At 72.5% G+C, this 20,355-nt stretch carries 19 protein-coding genes and 2 tRNA genes; 14 read left to right on the forward strand and 7 right to left on the reverse strand.

What is annotated here, in order from left to right:
- Nucleotides 1–28 precede the first annotated feature (28 nt).
- Both DEJ00_RS02060 and DEJ00_RS02065 read left to right on the forward strand, forming a co-directional pair.
- Nucleotides 29–2,341 carry a PIG-L family deacetylase gene (locus DEJ00_RS02060; RefSeq protein WP_181440064.1) on the forward strand — a complete coding sequence of 771 codons (2,313 nt, stop codon included), beginning with the start codon at nt 29–31 and terminating at the stop codon, nt 2,339–2,341.
- Nucleotides 2,326–3,294, forward strand: coding sequence for a glycoside hydrolase family 16 protein (locus DEJ00_RS02065; protein ID WP_111056285.1), 969 nt, complete (start codon nt 2,326–2,328; stop codon nt 3,292–3,294). Before DEJ00_RS02060 ends, DEJ00_RS02065 begins: the two co-directional genes overlap by 16 nt.
- 20 nt (nt 3,295–3,314) lie before the next feature.
- Here DEJ00_RS02065 and DEJ00_RS02070 read toward each other — a convergent pair whose 3' ends face one another.
- The 4 genes from DEJ00_RS02070 to DEJ00_RS18410 all read right to left on the reverse strand — a co-directional run bounded on the left by DEJ00_RS02070 (nt 3,315) and on the right by DEJ00_RS18410 (nt 7,286).
- The gene (locus DEJ00_RS02070) at nt 3,315–4,526 is read right to left on the reverse strand and encodes a glycosyltransferase family 4 protein (protein ID WP_181440065.1); all 1,212 of its coding nucleotides are present in this window, start codon (nt 4,524–4,526) and stop codon (nt 3,315–3,317) included.
- Nucleotides 4,523–6,064, reverse strand: coding sequence for a lipopolysaccharide biosynthesis protein (locus DEJ00_RS02075; protein WP_111056287.1), 1,542 nt, complete (start codon nt 6,062–6,064; stop codon nt 4,523–4,525). Before DEJ00_RS02075 ends, DEJ00_RS02070 begins: the two co-directional genes overlap by 4 nt.
- Nucleotides 6,061–6,999: a beta-1,6-N-acetylglucosaminyltransferase gene (locus DEJ00_RS02080; RefSeq protein WP_111056288.1), complete on the reverse strand. Its 939-nt coding sequence runs from the start codon at nt 6,997–6,999 to the stop codon at nt 6,061–6,063. The genes DEJ00_RS02075 and DEJ00_RS02080 overlap by 4 nt, the downstream gene beginning before the upstream one ends.
- A gap of 113 nt (nt 7,000–7,112) precedes the next feature.
- Complete coding sequence (locus DEJ00_RS18410) at nt 7,113–7,286, reverse strand: hypothetical protein (RefSeq protein WP_155896838.1); 174 nt, start codon at nt 7,284–7,286, stop codon at nt 7,113–7,115.
- A 157-nt stretch (nt 7,287–7,443) separates the two neighbouring features.
- Here DEJ00_RS18410 and DEJ00_RS02085 point away from each other — a divergent pair, with 157 nt between their 5' ends.
- The gene (locus DEJ00_RS02085) at nt 7,444–8,757 is read left to right on the forward strand and encodes a glycosyltransferase family 2 protein (protein WP_111056289.1); all 1,314 of its coding nucleotides are present in this window, start codon (nt 7,444–7,446) and stop codon (nt 8,755–8,757) included.
- A gap of 143 nt (nt 8,758–8,900) precedes the next feature.
- Here the strand turns inward: DEJ00_RS02085 and DEJ00_RS02090 are convergent, their stop codons facing one another.
- A complete protein-coding gene (locus DEJ00_RS02090) occupies nt 8,901–10,229 on the reverse strand; it encodes a glycosyltransferase (RefSeq protein WP_111056290.1) in 1,329 nt (442 codons plus the stop codon).
- Nucleotides 10,230–10,523: 294 nt separating this feature from the next.
- Between DEJ00_RS02090 and DEJ00_RS02095 the strand changes: the two genes are divergently transcribed.
- The 6 genes from DEJ00_RS02095 (at nt 10,524) to DEJ00_RS02120 (ending at nt 16,037) form a co-directional block, all read left to right on the forward strand.
- Complete coding sequence (locus tag DEJ00_RS02095) at nt 10,524–11,807, forward strand: ABC transporter substrate-binding protein (RefSeq protein WP_111056291.1); 1,284 nt, start codon at nt 10,524–10,526, stop codon at nt 11,805–11,807.
- A 157-nt stretch (nt 11,808–11,964) separates the two neighbouring features.
- The gene (locus DEJ00_RS02100; RefSeq protein WP_027465915.1) at nt 11,965–12,942 is read left to right on the forward strand and encodes a carbohydrate ABC transporter permease; all 978 of its coding nucleotides are present in this window, start codon (nt 11,965–11,967) and stop codon (nt 12,940–12,942) included.
- Between the two features lie 65 nt (nt 12,943–13,007).
- Entirely contained in the window at nt 13,008–13,850 is an 843-nt protein-coding gene (locus DEJ00_RS02105; protein WP_051596808.1) for a carbohydrate ABC transporter permease, read from the forward strand.
- A 5-nt stretch (nt 13,851–13,855) separates the two neighbouring features.
- On the forward strand, nt 13,856–14,353 hold the full coding sequence (locus DEJ00_RS02110; RefSeq protein ID WP_111056292.1) for a hypothetical protein: 498 nt from the start codon (nt 13,856–13,858) through the stop codon (nt 14,351–14,353).
- Nucleotides 14,354–14,374: 21 nt separating this feature from the next.
- Nucleotides 14,375–15,391 (forward strand): LacI family DNA-binding transcriptional regulator, encoded by a 1,017-nt coding sequence (locus tag DEJ00_RS02115; protein ID WP_111056293.1) that lies wholly within the window; start codon nt 14,375–14,377, stop codon nt 15,389–15,391.
- Between the two features lie 10 nt (nt 15,392–15,401).
- Nucleotides 15,402–16,037, forward strand: a complete 636-nt coding sequence (locus DEJ00_RS02120) for an MBL fold metallo-hydrolase (RefSeq protein WP_111056294.1) — start codon at nt 15,402–15,404, stop codon at nt 16,035–16,037.
- Between the two features lie 107 nt (nt 16,038–16,144).
- On the opposite strand, the gene DEJ00_RS02125 is transcribed toward DEJ00_RS02120, so the two are convergent.
- Complete coding sequence (locus DEJ00_RS02125) at nt 16,145–17,041, reverse strand: DUF72 domain-containing protein (protein ID WP_111056295.1); 897 nt, start codon at nt 17,039–17,041, stop codon at nt 16,145–16,147.
- 103 nt (nt 17,042–17,144) lie between these two features.
- Between DEJ00_RS02125 and DEJ00_RS02130 the strand changes: the two genes are divergently transcribed.
- The 5 genes from DEJ00_RS02130 (at nt 17,145) to DEJ00_RS02150 (ending at nt 18,871) form a co-directional block, all read left to right on the forward strand.
- A tRNA-Glu gene (locus DEJ00_RS02130) sits at nt 17,145–17,220 on the forward strand.
- Nucleotides 17,221–17,253: 33 nt separating this feature from the next.
- Nucleotides 17,254–17,329, forward strand: a tRNA-Glu gene (locus DEJ00_RS02135).
- 107 nt (nt 17,330–17,436) lie between these two features.
- Complete coding sequence (locus tag DEJ00_RS02140; protein ID WP_111056296.1) at nt 17,437–17,883, forward strand: CrcB family protein; 447 nt, start codon at nt 17,437–17,439, stop codon at nt 17,881–17,883.
- Nucleotides 17,880–18,269, forward strand: coding sequence for a fluoride efflux transporter CrcB (crcB, locus tag DEJ00_RS02145; protein WP_111056297.1), 390 nt, complete (start codon nt 17,880–17,882; stop codon nt 18,267–18,269). The genes DEJ00_RS02140 and crcB overlap by 4 nt, the downstream gene beginning before the upstream one ends.
- Nucleotides 18,266–18,871 (forward strand): histidine phosphatase family protein, encoded by a 606-nt coding sequence (locus DEJ00_RS02150; protein WP_027465908.1) that lies wholly within the window; start codon nt 18,266–18,268, stop codon nt 18,869–18,871. The genes crcB and DEJ00_RS02150 overlap by 4 nt, the downstream gene beginning before the upstream one ends.
- 337 nt (nt 18,872–19,208) lie before the next feature.
- Here the strand turns inward: DEJ00_RS02150 and DEJ00_RS02155 are convergent, their stop codons facing one another.
- Nucleotides 19,209–20,276: an FUSC family protein gene (locus tag DEJ00_RS02155; protein WP_111056298.1), complete on the reverse strand. Its 1,068-nt coding sequence runs from the start codon at nt 20,274–20,276 to the stop codon at nt 19,209–19,211.
- Between the last annotated feature and the right edge of the window lie 79 nt (nt 20,277–20,355).

Genomic DNA, 20,355 nt, shown 5'->3' on the forward strand with positions numbered 1-20,355 from the left:
ACGGGCCACCGTCGCGTCCGTCGCGGGCGTGGTCGCCACGGTGCTCACCGTGCTGGTCGCGCCGAACCTCGCGGTCCAGCCCGCCGTGGCCGCGGCCGCGGACTGCAGCGCCGGGCGGGTGCTCAACGTCGTCGCCCACCCCGACGACGACCTGCTCTTCCAGGGCACGGACCTGCGGAAGGACATCGACGCGGGGCGCTGCGTGCGCTCGGTGATCGTCACCGCCGGTGACGCCGGCAAGCCCGACTGGTACTGGCAGGAACGCCAGGTCGGGCTGATGGCTGCCTACGCGAGCATGGCCGGCGTCGACCCGGCGTCGACGACCGGCTCCACGACGGTCGCCGGACGGACCCTGCTCACCGAGACCCTCACTGCCGACCCGCGGATCAGCCTGGTCTTCATCGACCTGCCGGACGGCAACGTCGAGGGCAACGGCTTCTGGGCGAACGGGTACGAGAGCCTCCAGCGCCTGTACACGGGCGACATGGACACCCTGCACACCGTCGCCGACGCCCCGCACAGCGCCACGTACACGCTCGCGCAGCTCCGGGCGACGCTGCAGGGGATCGTGCAGGACTTCGCACCGACGGACATCCACACGCTCGACCACGAGGGCGAGTACGGCGACGGGGACCACAGCGACCACCACACGGTCGCGTACCTGACCGACCAGGTGCAGCGGCAGTACACCGGCGCGCACGGCTTCACCGGGTACATGGGGTACCCGATCGCCGACCGTCCGGCGAACCTGACGACGGCCCAGACCCAGGCGAAGGCCGACGCGTTCTTCACCTACGCCGCCCACGACAGTGAGACCTGCGCGTCGTACCAGGCCTGCTCGGCTCGACCGGAGACCTCGTGGCTCAGCCGGCAGTACACCGCCGGCTCGCCGGTGCCGACGAACCCCACCGACCCCACGGACCCGACCCCCACCCACACGGACGTGACGGGTTCGGCGTCGGTGACGGCGAGTGCGGAGAACCCGGCTGACGGTCAGACGGCTGTGAAGGCGGTCGACGGTGTGGTGAGCGGGTACCCGGATGCGCCGACGGCGGAGTGGGTCGCGCCGTCTGGTCGTGCGGGGACGTGGATCCAGCTCGGGTGGGCGAAGGCGACGGCGTTGGACGCGATCGACCTCGCTGATCGGCCGAACTCGGTGGACCAGGTGCTGGGCGGGACGTTGACGTTCTCGGACGGCTCGAGTGTGCAGGTGCCGGCGTTGAGCAACGGTGGTGCGGTGCAGCGGATCACGTTCGCGGCGCGCAGTGTCACGTGGGTGCGGTTCACGGTGACGTCGGTCAGTGGCGGGACGCAGAACGTGGGCCTTGCCGAGATCCGCGCGATGGCCCCGGCCGACACGACCCCGCCGCCGACCCCGACGCGGACGGACGTGACGGGTTCGGCGTCGGTGACGGCGAGTGCGGAGAACCCGGCTGACGGTCAGACGGCCGTGAAGGCGGTCGACGGTGTGGTGAGCGGGTACCCGGATGCGCCGACGGCGGAGTGGGTCGCGCCGTCTGGTCGTGCGGGGACGTGGATCCAGCTCGGGTGGGCGAAGGCGACGGCGTTGGACGCGGTCGACCTCGCTGATCGGCCGAACTCGGTGGACCAGGTGCTGGGCGGGACGTTGACGTTCTCGGACGGCTCGAGTGTGCAGGTGCCGGCGTTGAGCAACGGTGGTGCGGTGCAGCGGATCACGTTCGCGGCGCGCAGTGTCACGTGGGTGCGGTTCACGGTGACGTCGGTCAGTGGCGGGACGCAGAACGTGGGCCTTGCCGAGATCCGCGCGCTGTCGCCGGCGAGCAGCAGCGGCGGCACGACGCCGACGCCGACGCCGACGCCGACGCCGACACCGACGCCGACCCCGACGCCGACGCCGACCCCGACCCCGACCCCGACGCCCACGCCCGCTCCGGGCCTGCGGGACGTCACCGGCTCGGCCACCCCGACGGCGATCGCCGACAACCCGGCCGACGGCCAGACCGTCGCGAAGGCCGTCGACGGCGTGGTGTCCGGCCACCCGGTCGACCACACCGCCGAGTGGGCCGTGCCCTGGGGACGGACCGGCATCTGGATCCAGCTCGACTGGGCCGCCCCCGTCGCGCTCCAGCGCATCGTCCTGCACGACCGTCCGAACAGTGACGACCAGATCACGAGCGGCACGCTGACGTTCTCGGACGGCAGCCAGGTCGCCGTGGGCGAGCTCCCGAACGACGGCAGCGCCCGGACGGTCGACTTCACCGCCCGGAACGTCACCTGGGTGCGGTTCACCACCACCGGGGTGTCGAACAGCACGATCAACGTCGGTCTCTCGGAGGTCCGCGCATGGGCAGCTGGATGACCCCGGACGAGGACGGCCCCCGCCCCGTCGCCGAGCAGTCGGCCGCCGCGCACGGTGCCGCACCGGCGCACGGCCTCGGCGCCTCCCGCCACCGCACCCCGCTCCGGACACGAGGACGACGGGTCGCGATCGTGGCCGCGGCCCTGGTGGTCGCGGTCGGTGCCGTCGCCGCGGCGACCACCGGCACGACGTCCGTCGGCCCCGGCCCCAGCGGGGTCGCGATGCCGACCGGCGACGGTGACGGCTGGAAGCGGGTGTTCTCCGAGGACTTCGACGACACCACCCCGTCGGGCGGGTTCGAGGCGGCCTACGACGACCGGTTCACCGTCTACCACGGCTTCGCGGACACCGCGGGGACCGGCCGGTACCAGGCGTCCACGCTGAGCGCCCACGACGGGATGCTCGACATGCACCTGCGCACGACGAAGGCGGGCACCCCGCTCGCCGGCGGGGTCGTCCCGCTCGTCGACGGACGATGGGGTGGTCAGACCTCCGGGCGCTACAGCATCCGGATGAAGAGCGACGAGGTCGACGGGTACGGGGTGGCGGTGCTGCTCTGGAGCGACGAGAACGTCTGGGCGCACGGCGAGATCGACTTCCCCGAGGGTGCGCTCGGTGCGCCCGCCTGGCTGAACGTGCACTGTCTGGTCGACCCGGCCGAGAAGTGCGTCCACCACGAGACCGACGCGTCGCTGGCCGACTGGCACACGTACACGATCGAGTGGACGCCCTCGCGGATGTCGTTCCTGGTCGACGACGAGGTCGTCGGGAGCACCACGCAGGACATCCCCGTGGAACGCATGCACCTGGTCGTGCAGACGGGATCCCTCGAGGGCCTGCCGCCCCGGGACGCCGCCGGGTCGTTGCTGGTCGACTGGATGACGATCGACGTGCCTGCCGACGGCGAGAGCCCCCGGGCCACGCTGCCGTCCACGGGACCCGCCGCCGGCTGACGGCGCCGGGTCCGGCCCGGTCAGCGCCGAGCGTGTGCCAGCAGCGCCAGCAACAGCGCTCGCACGTGCGGCTCGCGCCCGTAGCGGTCACGGACCCACGCGCGGCACCGTGCGGCGAGGGACGGGTCGAGCTCGGCGTCGTCGAGGGTGTCGAGCAGCTTCTCCGCCAGTGCGTCGGGGTCGGCCGGGTCGACGGTGTACCGCGCCCAGTCGCCCGACAGGATCTCCCCGGTGCCGCCCGATGCGGCGGCGACGACGGGACGGCCGGCGGACATCGCCTCGACCACGACCCGCCCGAAGCCCTCGGGCTCGAGGGACGGCGCCACCACGACGTCGGCGGCGTGCAGGAGCGGGACGACGTCGTCCCGCTCGGGGAGCACGAGCACGGAACCGGCGGGGAGCGCGTCGATCGCGGCGTGCACGGCGTCGGCCTCTTCCGGGTAGAGCGCACCGGCCAGCACGAGGAGCGGCGCGGGCGCCGCGTGACCGGCCACGGGGGGAGTGGTGACCGGCACGCGTGCCGCAGCGGCCGTCCGGACGCGACCCCATGCCTCCAGGAGGGCGAGCACGCCCTTCGACCGGGTGAGCCGACCGTAGTACAGCACCGTCGGGGTGTCCTCGGGGATGCCGAGTGCCGCGCGGGCGTCGTGCACCGATGCCGGGGTGGCGGCCGGGAACGCGTCGGTGTCGACACCGTTCGGCACGATCGTGATGCGGTCCGTCGGCACGCCGGACTCCGCCCAGGCGCGCGCCATCGCGTGCGAGACGGCGAAGTAGCGGGTGCGGCCGCCGGCGATCGGGCCGAGCCGCCGGTAGTTCGGCGCGTGGTGCAGGTGCACCGCGAGCGGGACTCCGGAGACGAGCGACGCGACCCGGCCGAACGGCAGGTACTCGGGCCGGTTCAACCAGAGGACGTCGAGGTGCGACCGTCGGATCCGCAGCCCCTCGCGGGCGAACCGCCAGGCGTCGCGGAGCGCAGTCGTGATCCCGAACCGGTAGTCGGTGGCCTCCACCAGCTCCACGCCCATCGCCTGGTAGGGCGGTGGGCCCTCGGCGGCGCGCGGGGACTGGGCGTTCCGGTGCCAGACCTCGACCTCGTGGCCGGCGGCGACGAGCTCGCGGGTGTCCTCGAGCACACAGCGTTCGAGTCCGCCGGTGATGGCGAGTCCGGTCACCAGGACGCCGACGCGGAGTCGGCGGGTGCCGTCGTGTGCAGTCTGTCGCGGTCTCACGAGACACCACCCCTTGCGGTCTTCAGTCGGCGGAGGAACCAGGGGAGGCAGGCGACCACCCCGGCGATGCGGACCCAGTTCCAGAGGACGTCCTGCGGCAGGAGCAGGGACGCGGCGGCCACGACGAGCGCGGCGAGGGTCGTCAGGACGATCCGGGCACCCGGTCCGCGCCACTCACGGCGGTCGGGCAGGGCCAGCAGCTGCATGGCGGCCAGGATCGCGTAGGCGACGACGGTGGCCAGGCCCGCGCCGGCGATGCCGAGCACGGGCACGAGCACGAGGTTCGCGCCGATGTTCACGGCGCCGGCGATCGCGGCGATCACCCCGACGGCGACACCGCGGCGTTCGACCAGGAGCAGGCGTCCGGTCGCACCGCTGGCGACGACGGGGAACGCGGTGATCGCGACGACCAAGACGACGACCGAGAGCTCCTGCACGCGGTACGACGCCGGGGCGAGGATCGGCAGCGCGACCGGTGACACCAGGGTCACGGCGAGCAGGACCGGTCCGAGCATCCGGTACAGCTCGTCGCGGGAGTGCATCGCGAGCTGCCGGCGGGCGACCGGGTCGCGGAGGGCGGCGAAGTGCGGCGCCCACGCCTGGTTGGTGAAGGTCAGGAGCAGGATGACGGCCGAGCCGACGACGTAGGCGATCTGGTAGCGGGCCACCTCGTCCGGGCCGAGCAGCCGCTGGACGACGATCCGGTCGCCGGCGTTCAGCACGAAGTACGACAGGTTGCCGAGGGCGATCGGCACGCCGAGGCGGAACGCCCGGGCGGTGGTCTTGCGGTCGAACAGGCCTGCGAGACGCGGACGGGTCGCCGCGATGCCGATGACCATCGCCACGCCCTGGGCGACGACGCCGCCCCACGCGTAGGTGGTCGCGTCGGCCTGCACCCAGGTGAGGAGCCCGAGGCCGATGACCGAGCCGCCGATCGAGGACAGCAGGCTCGTGACCGCGAAGACCCGGATGCGGTCCTGGGCGACGAGCAGCGCGAGGGAGATCTGCACGATGGCGGCGGGGCCGGTCCAGAGCACCGCGACGAGGAGCAGCGGGTGGTTGCCGACGAAGCCGGCGGCGTCGGCCCAGACCGGGATCGTGGTGAGGGCCGCGACGGTGACGATGATCGCGGTGACCATGCCGACGGCGAGCAGGCCGCGCGCCCGGCGGTCGTCGCCGTCCTCGGCCCGCTGCAGCACCGACGCCTGGTCGATGCCGAGGACGGCCAGCACGACGAGCGCCTGGTACAGGGCGATGGCCGAGGCGAGGACGCCGAACTCGGCCGGCGGCATGAGGTGTGCGAGCACCGGGGAGATGAGCGACGAGACGACGAGCTGCATCGACCAGACGACGACGTACAGCAGGCCGCGGCCGAACAGGACGGAGGCGCCCTTCCGCACGGCGACCGATCCGGTGTCGAGCGACTCGGGCACGGGTGCGGTGGCTTCCGGGGCGATGGGCTCCCGGGCGATGGGCGCGGGCGCCTCGGCCTCGCGCGCTGCGCGGGCCTCGCGGCGGGTCTGCGGGGGGAAGCTCACGGTGCGACCACCGCTGCCGCGTCCCGCCGTGCCGACGCCGACCCCGTCGCCGCGCCCTGGCGCAGCCCGAAGGCTGCGTCCACGACGTCGAGCAGGTCACCGCTCCGGTCGGTCGAGAACTTCCGTGCGAACAGGTGCTGCACCTCGACGTCCGCGTCCGTCCGACGCTCGAGCAGCTGCCCCGCGTCGGCGACGGTCAACCACGGCGGGCTCTTCCGCGCGGTGCCGTCCCACCCGATCCACCAGAGCGGCTGGGAGACGTGCTCGTCGGCGAACCCCGGCGTCAGCGACGGCGAGTTGAGCACCGACGGCACGAAGGTCTCGTCGGCGACCCAGGTGCGCTGCCAGAACCGGACCAGGTCGGGGCGCTGGTCGACGGTGTCCACGACGGCGGCGGCGTGCCGGCGGGCGAGGACCTTGAGCTGTGAGCCCCCGGCGAAGGAGACGTTCGCCGGCACGCGGCGGGGGACCGGCAGCCGGAGCATGTGCTTCCGCCACGCCCAGTGCCGGAAGCGGATGCGGGAGATGCCGCCGTCACGGCCCCACGGTGCGAACGGCAGCGGGTTGACCGAGATGAACGACTCCTCGCGGTGCGCCTCGAGCAGGGCCGTGATCTCGGCGGGGTTCGCGAGCGGGTAGTCGCTCCCGGTCAGCACGGCCACGTGCGAGGCGTCGGTCTCGGCCAGGGCAGCCCGGTAGCCGGACACCTCGGCGGCGACGTTCTCCCAGCGCGCCCAGCCGGTCCGGATCCGGGGGAGCAGTCGGACACGATCCGGCAGCCCGTCGGTCATGGCGCGGAACACCGTCTCGGGGGTGCGCGCGTCGCAGTGCAGGAACACCGGGAACGGGTCGAGCGCCTCGACGAGTCGGCGCACGTGTGCCGGGTCCTCGTGGGCGAGGACGATGCACGCGGGGACCGCGGGGGAGATGGCCATGGACGCGACGCTAACCGCGCGGTTCCGGGGCCGACAAGGCGACCCGTGCCCGTCTGCGGGGAAGCGGCGGTTTCCCGCACCGCCCCGGATCGATCAGTGCCCGGAAGGCCTGATCAGCGCTTCTTGCGGAACTTCTGGCAGTCGCAGAGGGCGCAGTCCGTGCCCGGACGGTAGTGCTCGTGGGCGTCCTGCACGTGGCCGCAGACGCAGGTCACGGAGTCGACCACGAAGACGCTCTGTTCCGAGGGGAGCACGGCGCCGAGCTCGTCGGTGGGGCCCATCGACATGCGTCCTCCTCGTGCCCGGCGTGCTGCCGCCGAGTCGTCCTCACGATCCTACCGTCCGGGGGCGTGTGCTGGCGGCAAACCGCAAGTCGGACGACCGTCGCCGCAACCGCGGGCAGCCGCCGTTGACCCTGCAGCAGCCCCACCGGAGCATCGGACCATGACCGACCAGCAGGCCACCACCACCCGCGTGCTCACGCTCACGCCCGCGATGCCGTCCCCGGACGTGCCCGCCTGGGCCGGCGCAGCCTGGGTCGGCGCCGTCGACCGACAGGAGGCGCTCGCCGCGTCCGCCGTCGGACTCGCCGGCGCCACCGGCTTCCGCCGCGCCCGCCTGCTCGTCCGTGACGGACGCGAGATCGCCGGGTTCGTCGACGTCAGCGTCAACGCGGACGGCGGCGTGGACCCGGCCGAGCTGGGACCGGCCCTGCGCGCCCTGCGCACCACGGGCCTCCCGGCCGCCCCCGCGGGGCCGCCGGTCGGACGCGTCTCCGTCGTCATCGGGACCCGCGACCGGCCCGAGGACCTGCGCCGCTGCGTGCGCTCGGTGCTCGCGTCCGAGCACGACGACTTCGAGGTGCTGGTCGTCGACAACGCGCCCACCACCACCGCGACCCGCGACGTGGTCACGTCGCTCGCGGATCCGCGCCTGCGGTACGTCCTGGAGGCCCGACCCGGCGTCTCGCGCGCACGGAACGCCGGACTCGCCCTCGCGTCCGGGGCCGTGGTCGCCTTCGTCGACGACGACGTGGTCGTCGACCGGCACTGGCTCGCAGCGCTCGCCGACGCGTACGCCCGCGACGCGGACGTCGTCTGCGTGACCGGCCTCGTGCCCAGCGGCGAACTCCGGACCCCCACGCAGCGGTACTTCGACGAGCGCGTGACCTGGGCGCGCAACACGGACCGCCGGGTGTTCCGCACGTCGGCGCCGCCGGCGGACCTGCCGCTGTTCCCGTTCTCCGTCGGCGCGTTCGGCACCGGTGCCAACATGTCGCTCCGCCGTTCGGCCGCGCTCGCCCTGGGCGGGTTCGACGTCGCACTCGGCCCGGGCACCCTGGCCCGCGCCGGCGAGGACCCCGACCTGTTCACCCGGGTGCTGTTCTCCGGCGGTGCGCTCGCGGTGGAGCCCTCGGCCGTCGTCTGGCACAAGCACCGGCCGGACCGTGCGGCGCTGCGCTCGCAGGCGCTCGGCTACGGCACCGGCCTCGGTGCGTGGGTCGCGAAGCTCATGCTGCGACCCCGCACCGCACTGGCCGTGCTCCGTCGGGCGGCCGGGGCGCTGCGGCAGCTCGGGGCGCTCGGACAGGGCGCCGGCGCGGATGCGGACCAGGTGTCCGCCGCGGTGGACGCCGTCGGCGGGTGGCCCGTCGATGACGCGTTCCGCGAGGCGACGGCCGGCCTCAAGCGCGTCGAGCTCGTGGCGGCGCTGGGCGGACCGTGGCGGTACGTCGTCGGGCGGTCGCGGCGCGGGTGACCGCGGCGCGGGCGACCGGGCTCCGCGCGCACGGCACGCACCGCGTGCACTGCTCCACCGCACGCATCGGAACGGACGGGAGGCCCGTGGCGACGCTGCCACGGGCCTCCCGTCCGTTCCGGTGCGGACGTCTGCTGCTCCGCCTACGGGCGGAAGCGGCCCTCCTCGACCTCGCGCCAGAACCGACGGCTGCGGAAGTACGCCGCCGGGCCCGCCGGGAAGCCGCGGAACTCGTGGTAGGCCAGCGAGCGCGGGATCCGGGTCGTGGAGGCCTCGGTGATGCTCTCGGCCGCGGCGTCACGCCGGCCGGCCAGTCGTGACACGAGCTGCTTCAGCTTGATCTTGCCGGCGCGGGGCATCAGCCGCGCGAGCACGATCGCGTGCCGGCGGTCCTTCGCGATGAGCTCGCACATCAGCGCCGTGAACCCGACGCCGTTCGAGTGGAGCTGCCCGTGCAGCCCGGCGAGGTCCTGCCGGTGCCGGTGGTGCACGACCGCGCGGGGTTCGAAGCCGATCCGGCCACCGCTCCACAGGATGTCGATGAAGATCGCCAGGTCCTCGCCACCGCGGGCGGGCACACCGGCACCGAGCACGGGGTCGAACCCGCCGACGGCGTCGAAGGCCGACCGTCGGACCGCCCAGTTCGCGCCGGCGCCGTAGCCGCCGATGCCGTACACGGCGAAGTGCTTCTGCACCGAGCCGTCGGGGCGGACGGCCCGGGCCTGCGCGTGACGCATGACCCCGGGGACGTCGTCCGGCACGATGGTCACCGGCGTGAAGGTGCGCTCGCCGCTGAAGCCGCCGTAGTACGCCTCGTACCAGATCTGCGCGGGCGTCTCGAGCTCGACGGGCAGGATCATCCCGGTGACCGCGGCGACCTCGGGCTCGCGGACGAAGCGCGTGCCGATGGACCGGAGCCACTGTGCGTCGACCCGGACGTCGTCGTCGGTGAACGCGATGATCTCGCCGTGCGCCGCGGCGACCCCGGCGTTGCGACCGGCGGAGCAGCCCGGACGGCGTTCGGTGACCAGCCGGACGTCGCGGCCCTCGAGCAGCCCGGGCAGGGCGTCGACCTCGGGCAGCTTCACGCGGTTGTCGACGAGGATGACCTCGTACCGCGGGTAGTCGAGGTGCTCGAGGAAGTCGAGCAGCTTCCGGATGTCCTCGACCCGGGTGACGATGGTCGACACGACGATCGAGATGAGCGGGAGGTCGAGGTCGGGGATGGGGGTCTGGGTCGCACCGGAGGTCCGTGCGAGGCCGTCCACCAGGGGCGCCATCGCGCGGGCGGCGTCGGCCGGGTCCGCGGTGAGCAGCACGTCGAGGGTGGTGACGGGGAAGCCGTCGCGGTAACCGACGACGAGCGCGGAGGAACCCGACTCGTCGGCGACCAGGCGCGGCAGCGGAGCGTCGAGGTCGACGCTGACGACCCGACGGGGGCCGGGCACGGTGACGGAGGAGTGCAGGGTCATGGTCGGGACGCTACGACCGCCCGCGGTGTCCGGACAACGGACCGGACCCGCAGTGGCGGGGTTCGTGCGGGGTTCCGCAGCGCGGTGCGTGTGCCCCCGACGGGGGTGAGCGCTCACCCAGGAAGCCACGGGAACCTCATGGGTCACGCTCAGGTCACGGAACCGATGCAACCGGTTGCGCTCCCGCTGGACCGGGCGTAGCTTCCTCCACCAGCAGGCAGCGGCGCTTGCTCCAGGGCAGTGTCGTCGAACCCGGTCGATGCCCCCTGGTGATCTCAACGAGGAGACAACGCTGTGAAGACAACACGCTCAAGGGTGCGGTTCGCATCCGTTGCCGGGGTCGCCGTCATCGGCCTCGTGCTCACCGGCTGCTCGAGCGGGAGCTCCGGCGCCGGCTCGGACGACGCCAAGAGCGGCCAGGACAGCCGCGGCCCCATCACCTACGTGCAGGGCAAGGACAACTCGAACGTCGTCCGCCCGCTCATCGCGAAGTGGAACAAGGCCCACCCGGACGAGAAGGTCACCTTCAAGGAGCAGTCCGACCAGGCCGACCAGCAGCACGACGACCTCGTGCAGCACTTCCAGGCGAAGGACGCGAACTACGACGTCGTCGACGTTGATGTCGTCTGGACCGCCGAGTTCGCCGCGAAGAGCTGGCTGACGCCGCTGACCGGCGACATGAAGATCGACACCTCGAAGCTCCTGCCGTCGACGGTGAAGACCGCGACCTACAACGACACCCTCTACGCCGCGCCGCAGACTTCGGACGGCGCGCTGCTCTACTACCGCAAGGACCTCGTCAAGACGCCTCCGACCACGTGGAAGGAGATGATGGCCGACTGCAAGATCGCGAAGGACGCCGGCATCGGCTGCTACGCCGGGCAGTTCGCGAAGTACGAGGGTCTGACGGTGAACGCCTCCGAGGCGATCAACGGCTCCGGTGGTTCGGTGCTCAGCAAGAGCGGTGACCCGGACGTCGACACCTCGGACGCCAAGGCCGGCCTGCAGAACCTGGTCGACGCGTTCGAGGACGGGAACATCCCGGCCGAGGCGATCACCTACCAGGAGGAGCAGGGCCGCACCGCGTTCGAAGCCGGCAAGCTGCTGTTCCTGCGCAACTGGCCGTACGTCTACAACCTGGCGAAGACCGACGGTTCGAGCAAGGTCAAGGACACGTTCGGCATCGCGCCGATCCCCGGTGCCGACGGCGTCGGCGCCTCCACGCTCGGTGGGCACAACGCGGCGATCAGCGTGTACTCGAAGCACAAGGCGACGGCGCACGACTTCCTCGAGTTCCTCATCTCGAACGACACGCAGAAGTTCTTCGCGACGCAGGGGTCGCTCGCCCCGGTCGTCGGTGACCTCTACACCGACTCCGAGCTGACGGCGAAGCTGCCCTACCTGCCGACGCTGCTCAAGTCGATCGAGTCGGCGGAGCCGCGCCCGGTCACGCCGTTCTACCCGGCGGTGACGAAGGCGATCCAGGACAACACCTACGCGGCGCTCAAGGGATCGAAGTCGGTCGACGAAGCCATGAAGGACATGCAGGACGCCCTGAAGTCGGCGACCAGCAGCTGACACACAGCGGCTCACGCCGCGTCGGACGGGAGGCCCGTGGCGGGTCCGCCACGGGCCTCCCGTCCGCCCCGTAATTGCGTTCCGACACCCCCGGCAAGGAGGCCGACACGTGTCAGCAGCAACCGAGATCCCCGCAGCCATCCCCAACCCGACGGGCATGGAACCGAAGCGCCGACGGCGCAAGGGCGGACTCAACGCCGAGCACGGCCGGTGGGCCGTGTACCTCATCGGCCCGACGATCCTGCTCCTCGCGATCGTCATCGGCTACCCGGTCGTCAGTGCGATCATCCAGTCGTTCCAGCTCGACCAGGGCCTCGACAAGGCCACCGGCCTGTTCGTGCAGGGCGGGTTCGCCGGCATCACGAACTACGCGCACTGGCTCGGTCAGCAGTGCGGCAACGTCACGTGCCCGCCCGGCAGCCTCGGTTCCCAGTTCTGGGTGTCGATGGGCAACACGTTCTTCTTCACCGTCGTCACCGTGCTCGCCGAGACGGTCATCGGCGTGTGGATGGCCATCATCATGAACCGCAACTTCAAGGGCCGCGCCCTCGTCCGTGCCGCGATCCTGGTGCCGTGGGCGATCCCGACGGCCGTCACCGCGAAGCTCTGGTACTTCATCTTCGACGCGAACGGCGTGCTGAACCACGTCCTCGGGCAGCAGATCCTGTGGACGAGCGGCGAGTGGGCGTCCCGGTGGGCGGTCATCATCGCCGACACCTGGAAGACCACCCCGTTCATGGCGCTGCTCATCCTGGCGGGCCTGCAGCTGATCCCGGAGGAGGTCTACGAGGCCGGCAAGATGGACGGCGCCTCGACGTTCCAGCGCTTCGTGCTCATCACCCTGCCGCTCATCAAGCCCGCGCTGATGGTCGCGATCCTGTTCCGCGTGCTCGACGCGCTGCGCATGTACGACCTGCCCGCGATCCTCACCGGCGGTGGCGGTGGTTCCGGCAACGCCACCACGACCCTGTCGATCCTGGTCGTCGAACAGATCCGGCAGGGCTTCAACTCCGCGTCGGCGCTGTCGACCATCACCTTCCTGGTGATCTTCATCGTGGCGTTCGTCTTCGTCCGGTTCCTCGGCGCCAACGTCGTGCAGACGCAGGCCGCCCAGCAGAAGGGTGAACTCAAGTGACCCTCGCAGCAGACCGCCCCCGGTCCTCCGCAGCAGCACGCGACCGCGCCGTCGACCGCACCGAGGTGCGCGTGCGCCGCGACACCGGGCCGCGCATCCGCACGGCCGTGCAGGCGATCGTCATCGCCGTGTGGTGCCTCCTGCCGTTCTACTGGATGGTGGTGACGAGCTTCCGCGACGTCGGGTTCACGTTCGACGCCACCCCGTGGCCGACGCACGTCACGCTCGACAACTACGCGACGGCGTTCTCCACGTCGCTCGGCAACCACCTCGGTCGGGCGCTCGCCAACAGCCTGCTCATCGGTGGGGTCGTGACGATCATCGCCCTGCTCGTCGGCACCACGGCGGCGTACGCCCTCGCCCGGCTCGAGTTCCGCGGCAAGTCGCTCATCGCCGGCGCGATCCTGGCCGCGTCGATGTTCCCCGGCGTCGCCCTCATCTCGCCGCTGTTCCAGCTGTTCACCGACATCGGGTGGATGGGGTCGTACCAGGCGCTCATCCTGCCGAGCATCTCGTTCGTGCTGCCGCTGACCGTGTACACGCTCGCGTCGTTCTTCCGCGAGATGCCGTGGGACCTGGAAGAAGCAGCCCGCATCGACGGGTGCACCCGGGTACAGGCGTTCCGGCGGATCATCCTGCCGCTCGCGGCGCCCGCGGTGTTCACCACGGCGATCCTGGCGTTCATCTCGAGCTGGAACGAGTACCTCATCTCGTCGCAGCTGTCGAGCGACGCGACCCAGCCGGTGACCGTGGCGATCGCCTCGTTCGCCGGGTCGCAGCCGCACCAGGAGCCCTACACGGCGGTGATGGCCGCCGGCACGATCGTCACGATCCCACTCGTGGTCCTCGTCCTGATCTTCCAGCGGCGCATCGTGGCGGGGCTCACCGCCGGCGGCGTGAAGGGCTGACGACCATGGCACAGCGCGGACCCACCCGTCCCACCGCCCGCATCGAGGAGGCGATCGGCTTCGTCGGCATGTTCGGCGTCCTGTTCCTCGGCGTGACGGTGTTCTGCGAGCTCACCGGGCGGCCGGCGCTCGGCTGGGCGCTCACCCTGCTCGTGTGCGTGCTCGGCGTCGTCGCCCTGGACCGGTGGCGGGTCGCCGTCCTCCGCCGGAGCGCACCGCAGGACGGCACGGGTGCGTCCGTGCCCCGGGGCGTCGGTGCTGCGCCCGCGGTGGCCCCGGTGCACACGTCGGTCACCGACCCCACCGGTCGCAGGCCTCGACCCGGCGCGGACGGACGGGTGCACCAGCACGCCGGCTGGGACGAGGTCGCACCGGCTGCACGACGGCCGGCGCGCACCGCACGGGTACCGGAACGCCGGGCGGACCGCGGCGTGCCCGCGGTGGCGGCCCGACGCCGTGGACCCGACGCACCGGCGGACGTGACGCACGGCACGGACGGCTGACGGGCCTCCCGGGTCGCACCGATGGGGATCCAGGAGATCGCGACCGTCACGGGGCTGTCGAAGTCCACGGTGTCGCGGGCGCTCCGCGGCATGTCGAACGTGGCCGACACCACGATCGAGCAGGTGCAGCGGGTCGCCGACGAACTCGGGTACGTCCCGAGCTCGGCGGCGGCCGGCCTCGCCACCGGTCGTCAGCGCGCCGTCGGGGTGGTCGTGCCCGTCATCGACCGCTGGTTCTACGTCAAGGCGCTCGGCGGTGTCGACGCGGAGCTCCGCCAGGCCGGGTACGACCTGGTCCTCTACAACCTCGGCGGCCCGGGCGGCGACCGCGACCGGGCGTTCCGACGCTCGATGCTGCGCCACCGCGTCGACGGCCTCGTGCTGCTCTCCCTGGTGCTCGACGCCACCGAACGGGCCGAACTCGAACTCAGCCGGCACCCCATCGTCGTCATCGGCGGCCCGGCACCGGGCCTGCGGAACGTGGGCGTCGACGACCGCGAGGTCACCCGGATCGCGGTCGAGCACCTGCACGGCCTCGGCCACCGGCGCATCGCCTACGTCGGCGGGCAGGACGAGGCCGGCATGAACGTCGCCGTGCCGCACCTGCGGCGGGACGGGTTCCTCGACGCCGTGCGGTCGTCGGGACAGGCCGTACCGGAACGGTGGTCGCTCGACGGCCGGTTCTCGTTCGCCGGCGGGACCGCCGCCGGGGCCGTGCTGTTCGCCGAGCCCGCGTCGGAGCGACCGACGGCGGTGCTCTGTGCCTCGGACGAGATGGCCCTCGGTGTCCTGCTCGCCGCACGCCGAGCCGGTCTCGCGGTACCGGAGGACGTGTCCGTGATGGGGGTCGACGGCCACGAGTACGGCGCCACCGTCGGACTCACCACCGTCGCGCAGGACCCGGTGGCGCAGGGACGGACCGCTGCCCGTGCGGTGCTCGCCGAGGTCGACGGCGGTGTCGCCGGCCCGATCGCGGCGGCACCCGCGCACCTGGTCGTCCGCGCGACCACGGGGCCCCGCCCGCACGGTGCCGCGTAGGGTCGCCCGCATGGAGGTCACCAAACTCGAACACGCCTGCCAGGTCGTCACCGAGGGGGACGCCCGCCTGGTCCTCGACCCGGGGAACTTCACCCGACCGGTCGACGTGACCGGGGTCGTCGCCGTCGTCGTCACGCACGAGCACCCGGACCACGTCACGCCCGAGCAGGTCCGGAGCATCCTCGACGCCAATCCCCGTGCGGTCGTCATCGGGCCGGAGGGGGTCCGCGTGGCGCTCGCCGAGGCGGGTGTCAGGGTCGACGTCGTCACGGACGGCGACCACCGGACGGTGGGCCCCTTCGCGCTCACCTTCCACGGCACGCGGCACCAGCTGATCCACGCCTCGGTGCCGATCGTCGACAACACCGGCGTGCTCGTGGACGGCCGGCTGTTCCACCCAGGCGACTCCTACACGGACCCGGGCGTCCCGGTCGAGGTCCTCGCGGCACCCGTCGGGGCGCCGTGGCTCAAGGTCGCCGAGATGATGGACTACGTCGCCGCGATCGCGCCGTCCCGCGCGTACCCGATCCACGAGGCCACCCTGTCCGAGGTCGGGCTCGGCATGCACACGGGGCGGCTCCGCGAGGCCGTCGAGCCCGCCGGGTCGCTCGTCGTGCTGCGTCCGGGGGAGTCGCTCACGCTCTAGGGCTGCGCTGCGCGGCCTGGAGGCCCGTGGCGGCGCCGCCACGGGCCTCCTGTCCGCATCGTGTGCAGGAACGGTCGGGTCCGTGCGCCCGAGGCGACCGTCTCTGCTCACGAAGCGCGACGCAGTCGCGCCGCGACCAGGCGGTCGAGCGTCAGGGCGTCCCACGGAGCGTGCCGCTCGGCGTCGTTGTCGAAGTACACGTAGACGTCCCGGCCGGCCTCGGCGTGCTCGAGGACCGTCGTCGCCCACCCGCCGAGCGCCCGGGGCGAGTACCCGTCGTGGTAGGTCCGGGGTGCACCGTGCAGCCGGAGGTACGCGAGCGATGCCCCGGTGTCCGCCCGGAAGCGGGGGAAGTCGCCGGCGTGCGAGTCGACCAGGGCGACGCGGTGCCGGCGGAGCACGTCGAGGTGCTCGTCGCCGAAGCCGGCCGCCCGGACCTCGAGCGCGTGGTGGATCGACGTCGCCGGTTCCTCCGGCTCCACGAGACCGTCCGGTTCGGCGGGGACCTTGTCGTCGTGGTGGCGTGCGAGCTCGGCGGCCGCATCGAGCGTCCGGGGGAGCACCCCGAGGAACGCGTCGAGCACCTCCGGCGTCGGCAGCAGGCGCTCGGGCAGCTGCCAGAGCACGGGCCCGAGGGTTTCCCCGAGCTCCAGCGGACCCGAGGCGAAGAAGTTCGCCAGCGCGGTCTCGACGTTCCGCAGCCGCAGCATGTGCGTGACGAACCGGCCGCCCTTGACCGCGAACCGGAACGGCTGCCCGCCCGAGGCCGCACGCCACGCCCGGTACCGAGCCGGACGCTGCAGCGAGTAGAAGGATCCGTTCAGCTCCACCGTCGGGAACCGCGACGCCACGTGCTCGAGCCACCGCCGCTTCGCGAGGCCCTCGGGGTAGAAGTCCCCACGCCAGCCGTCGTACTGCCACCCGGACAGGCCGATCCGGACCGTGGCCGAGGGGCTGCCGCCGACGTGTCGAGGCGCTGCGATCGCGTCGTGGTCCGCCGTCATCGATCCACCGTATGCCCGCTCCGACTCGGCGGCACACCCGGGCGACACGCCCCGTTTTGGTGCGGATGCGAGCCTTGTGCAATACTTGTCGAGTTGTCGGAACGGCCCCATCGTATAGCGGCCTAGTACGCTGCCCTCTCACGGCGGTAACGCGGGTTCGAATCCCGCTGGGGTCACCACAGGTGACATGCTCCGAGTCCGACAACAGCCGCGGCCCCATCGTATAGCGGCCTAGTACGCTGCCCTCTCACGGCGGTAACGCGGGTTCGAATCCCGCTGGGGTCACCAGCACGCAAACCCCCGTCCAGCTCCGGCTCGGCGGGGGGTTTCGTCGTCTCGGCTAGCCTGGATCGTCCCCGTCGCCCGGGGAACGATCGCCTCGCGACGGGAGCACGATGCACGCCGAACGCCCACCGCACCTGCGTTGGAGGCTCGTCGCCCTCGTCGCCCTCGGCGGCGCGATCGGGACGGCCGTCCGCGCACTCCTCGCCGCGGCGTTCCCCGCACTCGACGGGATCAGCTGGACCATCCTCGTGATCAACGTCGTCGGGGCGTTCTGCCTCGGCTTCCTGCTCGACGCGCTCGCACGCCGCGGCCCGGACGTCGGTCGCCGTCGCGCGGTCCGGCTGTTCGTCGGCACGGGTGTCCTCGGCGGTTTCACGACCTACAGCACGCTGGCGGACGACACCGCGCAGTTGCTCGACCTCGGCCGCTGGACGGCGGGCAGCGGGTACGCCCTGCTCTCGATCGTGCTCGGACTCGTCGCGGTCGTCCTCGGTCTGTGGGTCGCCGCGGCCACCCGGCCCCGCACCCGCCCCGAACCGCTGCAGGACGCCCGATGAGCCCGGTCGAACTGGTCCTGGTCGCCGTCGGCGGGGGAGCCGGCGCCGCCCTGCGCTTCGTGCTCGACGGCGTCGTCAAGGGCCGCGTCGCCGGTTCCCGGTTCGCCGGGTTCCCGGTCGGGACCCTGCTCATCAACGTGTCCGGGTCGCTCGTGCTCGGGGTCCTGACGGGCCTCGGGCAGGCGGGCGCCGTCCCCGCTTCGACGGTCGCTGTGCTCGGGACGGGCATGATGGGTGGGTACACGACGTTCTCGACGGCGAGCGTCGAGACCGTACAGCTCCTCCGATCCGGCAAGACCCGGCTCGCCGTCCTGAACGGCCTCGGGATGCTCGTCGTCTCGGTCGGCGCAGCTGCGCTCGGCCTCTGGATCGGAAGGAACTCATGACCTCGGAACGCCCCGGCGAACTCGTCCTCGTCCGTCACGGAGAGACGGAGTGGTCGAAGAGCGGGCAGCACACCGGCCGCACCGACATCCCGCTCACCGACAACGGTGTCGAGCAGGCGAAGCGTGCGGGCCGGTACCTCGGGGACCGGTCGTTCGCGCTGGCGCTGTCGAGCCCGCTGCAGCGCGCCCGCGACACCGCGCACCTGATCGGCGTCGAGCCGGAGCTCGACGAGGACCTGTACGAGTGGGACTACGGCGCGTACGAGGGCCTCACCACCCCGCAGATCAAGGTGCTGCGCCACGGGCCGTGGGACCTCTGGACCGACGGGGTCCCCGCCGGCGACACCCCCGGTGAGAACGCCGCCGAGGTCCGCGTCCGCGTCGAGCGCATCCTGAACCGCGCCCGCCCGGTGCTCGCCGAGGGCCACGACGCGGTGTTCATCGCCCACGGCCACGTGCTGCGGGCACTCGGTGCCGCGTGGATCCGGCTCGCGCCGCAGGACGGCGCCGTGCTGAAGCTCGGCACCGCCTCGGTCAGCATCCTCGGCTACGAGCACGGCCGCCCCGTCATCGACGCCTGGAACATCCAGCCGCGCGACTGACGCGGGGTGGGGCCTGCGGGCTCGCGTCAGCGACGGACGCGGTGGTCGCGACCACGGACGGACGGGAGGCCCGTGGCGGCGCCGCCACGGGCCTCCCGTCCGCCGTCCACGCCCGCTCCTTCCCTTGTCACGCGCGATGCCAGGCGGAATCGGGCGTTCCTGGTCGAAAGGAACGACCCGGTACGCCCGATTCGACCCGGTACGCCCGGTTCGACCAGCTACGCCCGATTCGACCCGGTACGCCCGATTCGACCCGGTACGCCCGATTCGACCCGGTACGCCCGATTCGACCCGGTACGCCCGATTCGACCCGGTACGCCCGGTTCGACCGAGCGCGTCAGACGGTCCGGATCGCGCTCGTCGCACCCAGGGCACGGCCACGCCGGCGCTCGATCGCACGCCCGACGAGCAGCAGCCCCACGCTGACCACGGCACCGAGCACGGTCTGCGCGATGCGGTCGAGCGCCAGCAGCTGGGGTGCCTCGGGCAGGCTCAACCACGACACCGCCAGGGCGAGCGGGGTGAGGAACAGCAGGCACACGGCGTAGTTCCGGGCGACGAAGATCTCGGCGAAGAACTGTCCGACGACGGCCAGCACGACGATCCACCACGCCGACGGCTCGAGCAGCAGGATGCCGACCGCGATGACCGTGCCGCCGATCGTGCCGACCACACGCTGCCCGGCGCGGACCACGGTGTGCCGCTGGCGGATCGCCGGCAGGGTCGAGACCACCGCGATGACCGCCCAGTAGGGGTGCCCGAGCCCGGGGATCGACTCCGCGACGGCACCGGCGACGAGTGACCCGACGACGTTGAGCGCGACGGTCTCCCACAGCGCCGGGGTCCCGAGGACCGCGAGCGACCGGTGCTTGCGGTCGGCCAGCGGGCGGAACCGGTGCGGGGCGTGCGGGTGGAACACCCGACGGAGGACCGCACCGGACATCGCGACGAGCCAGGCCCAGACCACCGAGCAGACGATGATCGTCGTGACGAGCGGGACGTCCGCCGGGCGCATCGGCACGAGTGCGGACACGACGAACGCGAACACCGGGAAGATCGGCTGCGCGGGGATCGCCCGGAGCGTGGAGAGGGTGCAGACCGCGACCACCAGGACGACGACGAGACCCACGGCCTGCAGCCAGAGCGGCGACCCGACGAGCCCGACCCCGATGCCGGCGAACATGCAGAGCGCCTGCAGTGCACCAGCGACACCGGTGGTGACGGCACGCTGCCGGTAGGGCTCGGTCGCACCGAAGATGGCGGTGAACCCGGCGAACATGGCGAAGGCGGCGTACCCCGGCATGCCGAGGGCGATGAGCAGCGCGAGCGGTGCGCCACCGGCGATCGCGGCGCGTGCCGCGCCCTCGAGGTTGATGGTCCGGGTCGAGTGCGCAGGTGTCGTCATGTCGTCACCATCTTCCCACCGCGACGGGTGTCGGGGAGTCGCCACGGGCCTCCAGGCTGTGCCGCCGAGGGGTGACGAA

The organism is Curtobacterium sp. MCLR17_039, assembly GCF_003234745.1.
Classification (GTDB): domain Bacteria; phylum Actinomycetota; class Actinomycetes; order Actinomycetales; family Microbacteriaceae; genus Curtobacterium; species Curtobacterium flaccumfaciens.

Bases quoted from the DNA above. Each gene is read 5' to 3' on its own strand.
- DEJ00_RS02065 (WP_111056285.1), top strand. From the start codon at position 2,326: ATGGGCAGCTGGATGACCCCGGACGAGGACGGCCCCCGCCCCGTCGCC.
- DEJ00_RS02080 (WP_111056288.1), bottom strand. From the start codon at position 6,999: ATGGCCATCTCCCCCGCGGTCCCCGCGTGCATCGTCCTCGCCCACGAG.
- DEJ00_RS18410 (WP_155896838.1), bottom strand. From the start codon at position 7,286: ATGTCGATGGGCCCCACCGACGAGCTCGGCGCCGTGCTCCCCTCGGAA.
- DEJ00_RS02085 (WP_111056289.1), top strand. From the start codon at position 7,444: ATGACCGACCAGCAGGCCACCACCACCCGCGTGCTCACGCTCACGCCC.
- DEJ00_RS02090 (WP_111056290.1), bottom strand. From the start codon at position 10,229: ATGACCCTGCACTCCTCCGTCACCGTGCCCGGCCCCCGTCGGGTCGTC.
- DEJ00_RS02100 (WP_027465915.1), top strand. From the start codon at position 11,965: ATGGAACCGAAGCGCCGACGGCGCAAGGGCGGACTCAACGCCGAGCAC.
- DEJ00_RS02110 (WP_111056292.1), top strand. From the start codon at position 13,856: ATGGCACAGCGCGGACCCACCCGTCCCACCGCCCGCATCGAGGAGGCG.
- DEJ00_RS02115 (WP_111056293.1), top strand. From the start codon at position 14,375: ATGGGGATCCAGGAGATCGCGACCGTCACGGGGCTGTCGAAGTCCACG.
- DEJ00_RS02120 (WP_111056294.1), top strand. From the start codon at position 15,402: ATGGAGGTCACCAAACTCGAACACGCCTGCCAGGTCGTCACCGAGGGG.
- DEJ00_RS02125 (WP_111056295.1), bottom strand. From the start codon at position 17,041: ATGACGGCGGACCACGACGCGATCGCAGCGCCTCGACACGTCGGCGGC.
- DEJ00_RS02140 (WP_111056296.1), top strand. From the start codon at position 17,437: ATGCACGCCGAACGCCCACCGCACCTGCGTTGGAGGCTCGTCGCCCTC.
- crcB (WP_111056297.1), top strand. From the start codon at position 17,880: ATGAGCCCGGTCGAACTGGTCCTGGTCGCCGTCGGCGGGGGAGCCGGC.
- DEJ00_RS02150 (WP_027465908.1), top strand. From the start codon at position 18,266: ATGACCTCGGAACGCCCCGGCGAACTCGTCCTCGTCCGTCACGGAGAG.
- DEJ00_RS02155 (WP_111056298.1), bottom strand. From the start codon at position 20,276: ATGACGACACCTGCGCACTCGACCCGGACCATCAACCTCGAGGGCGCG.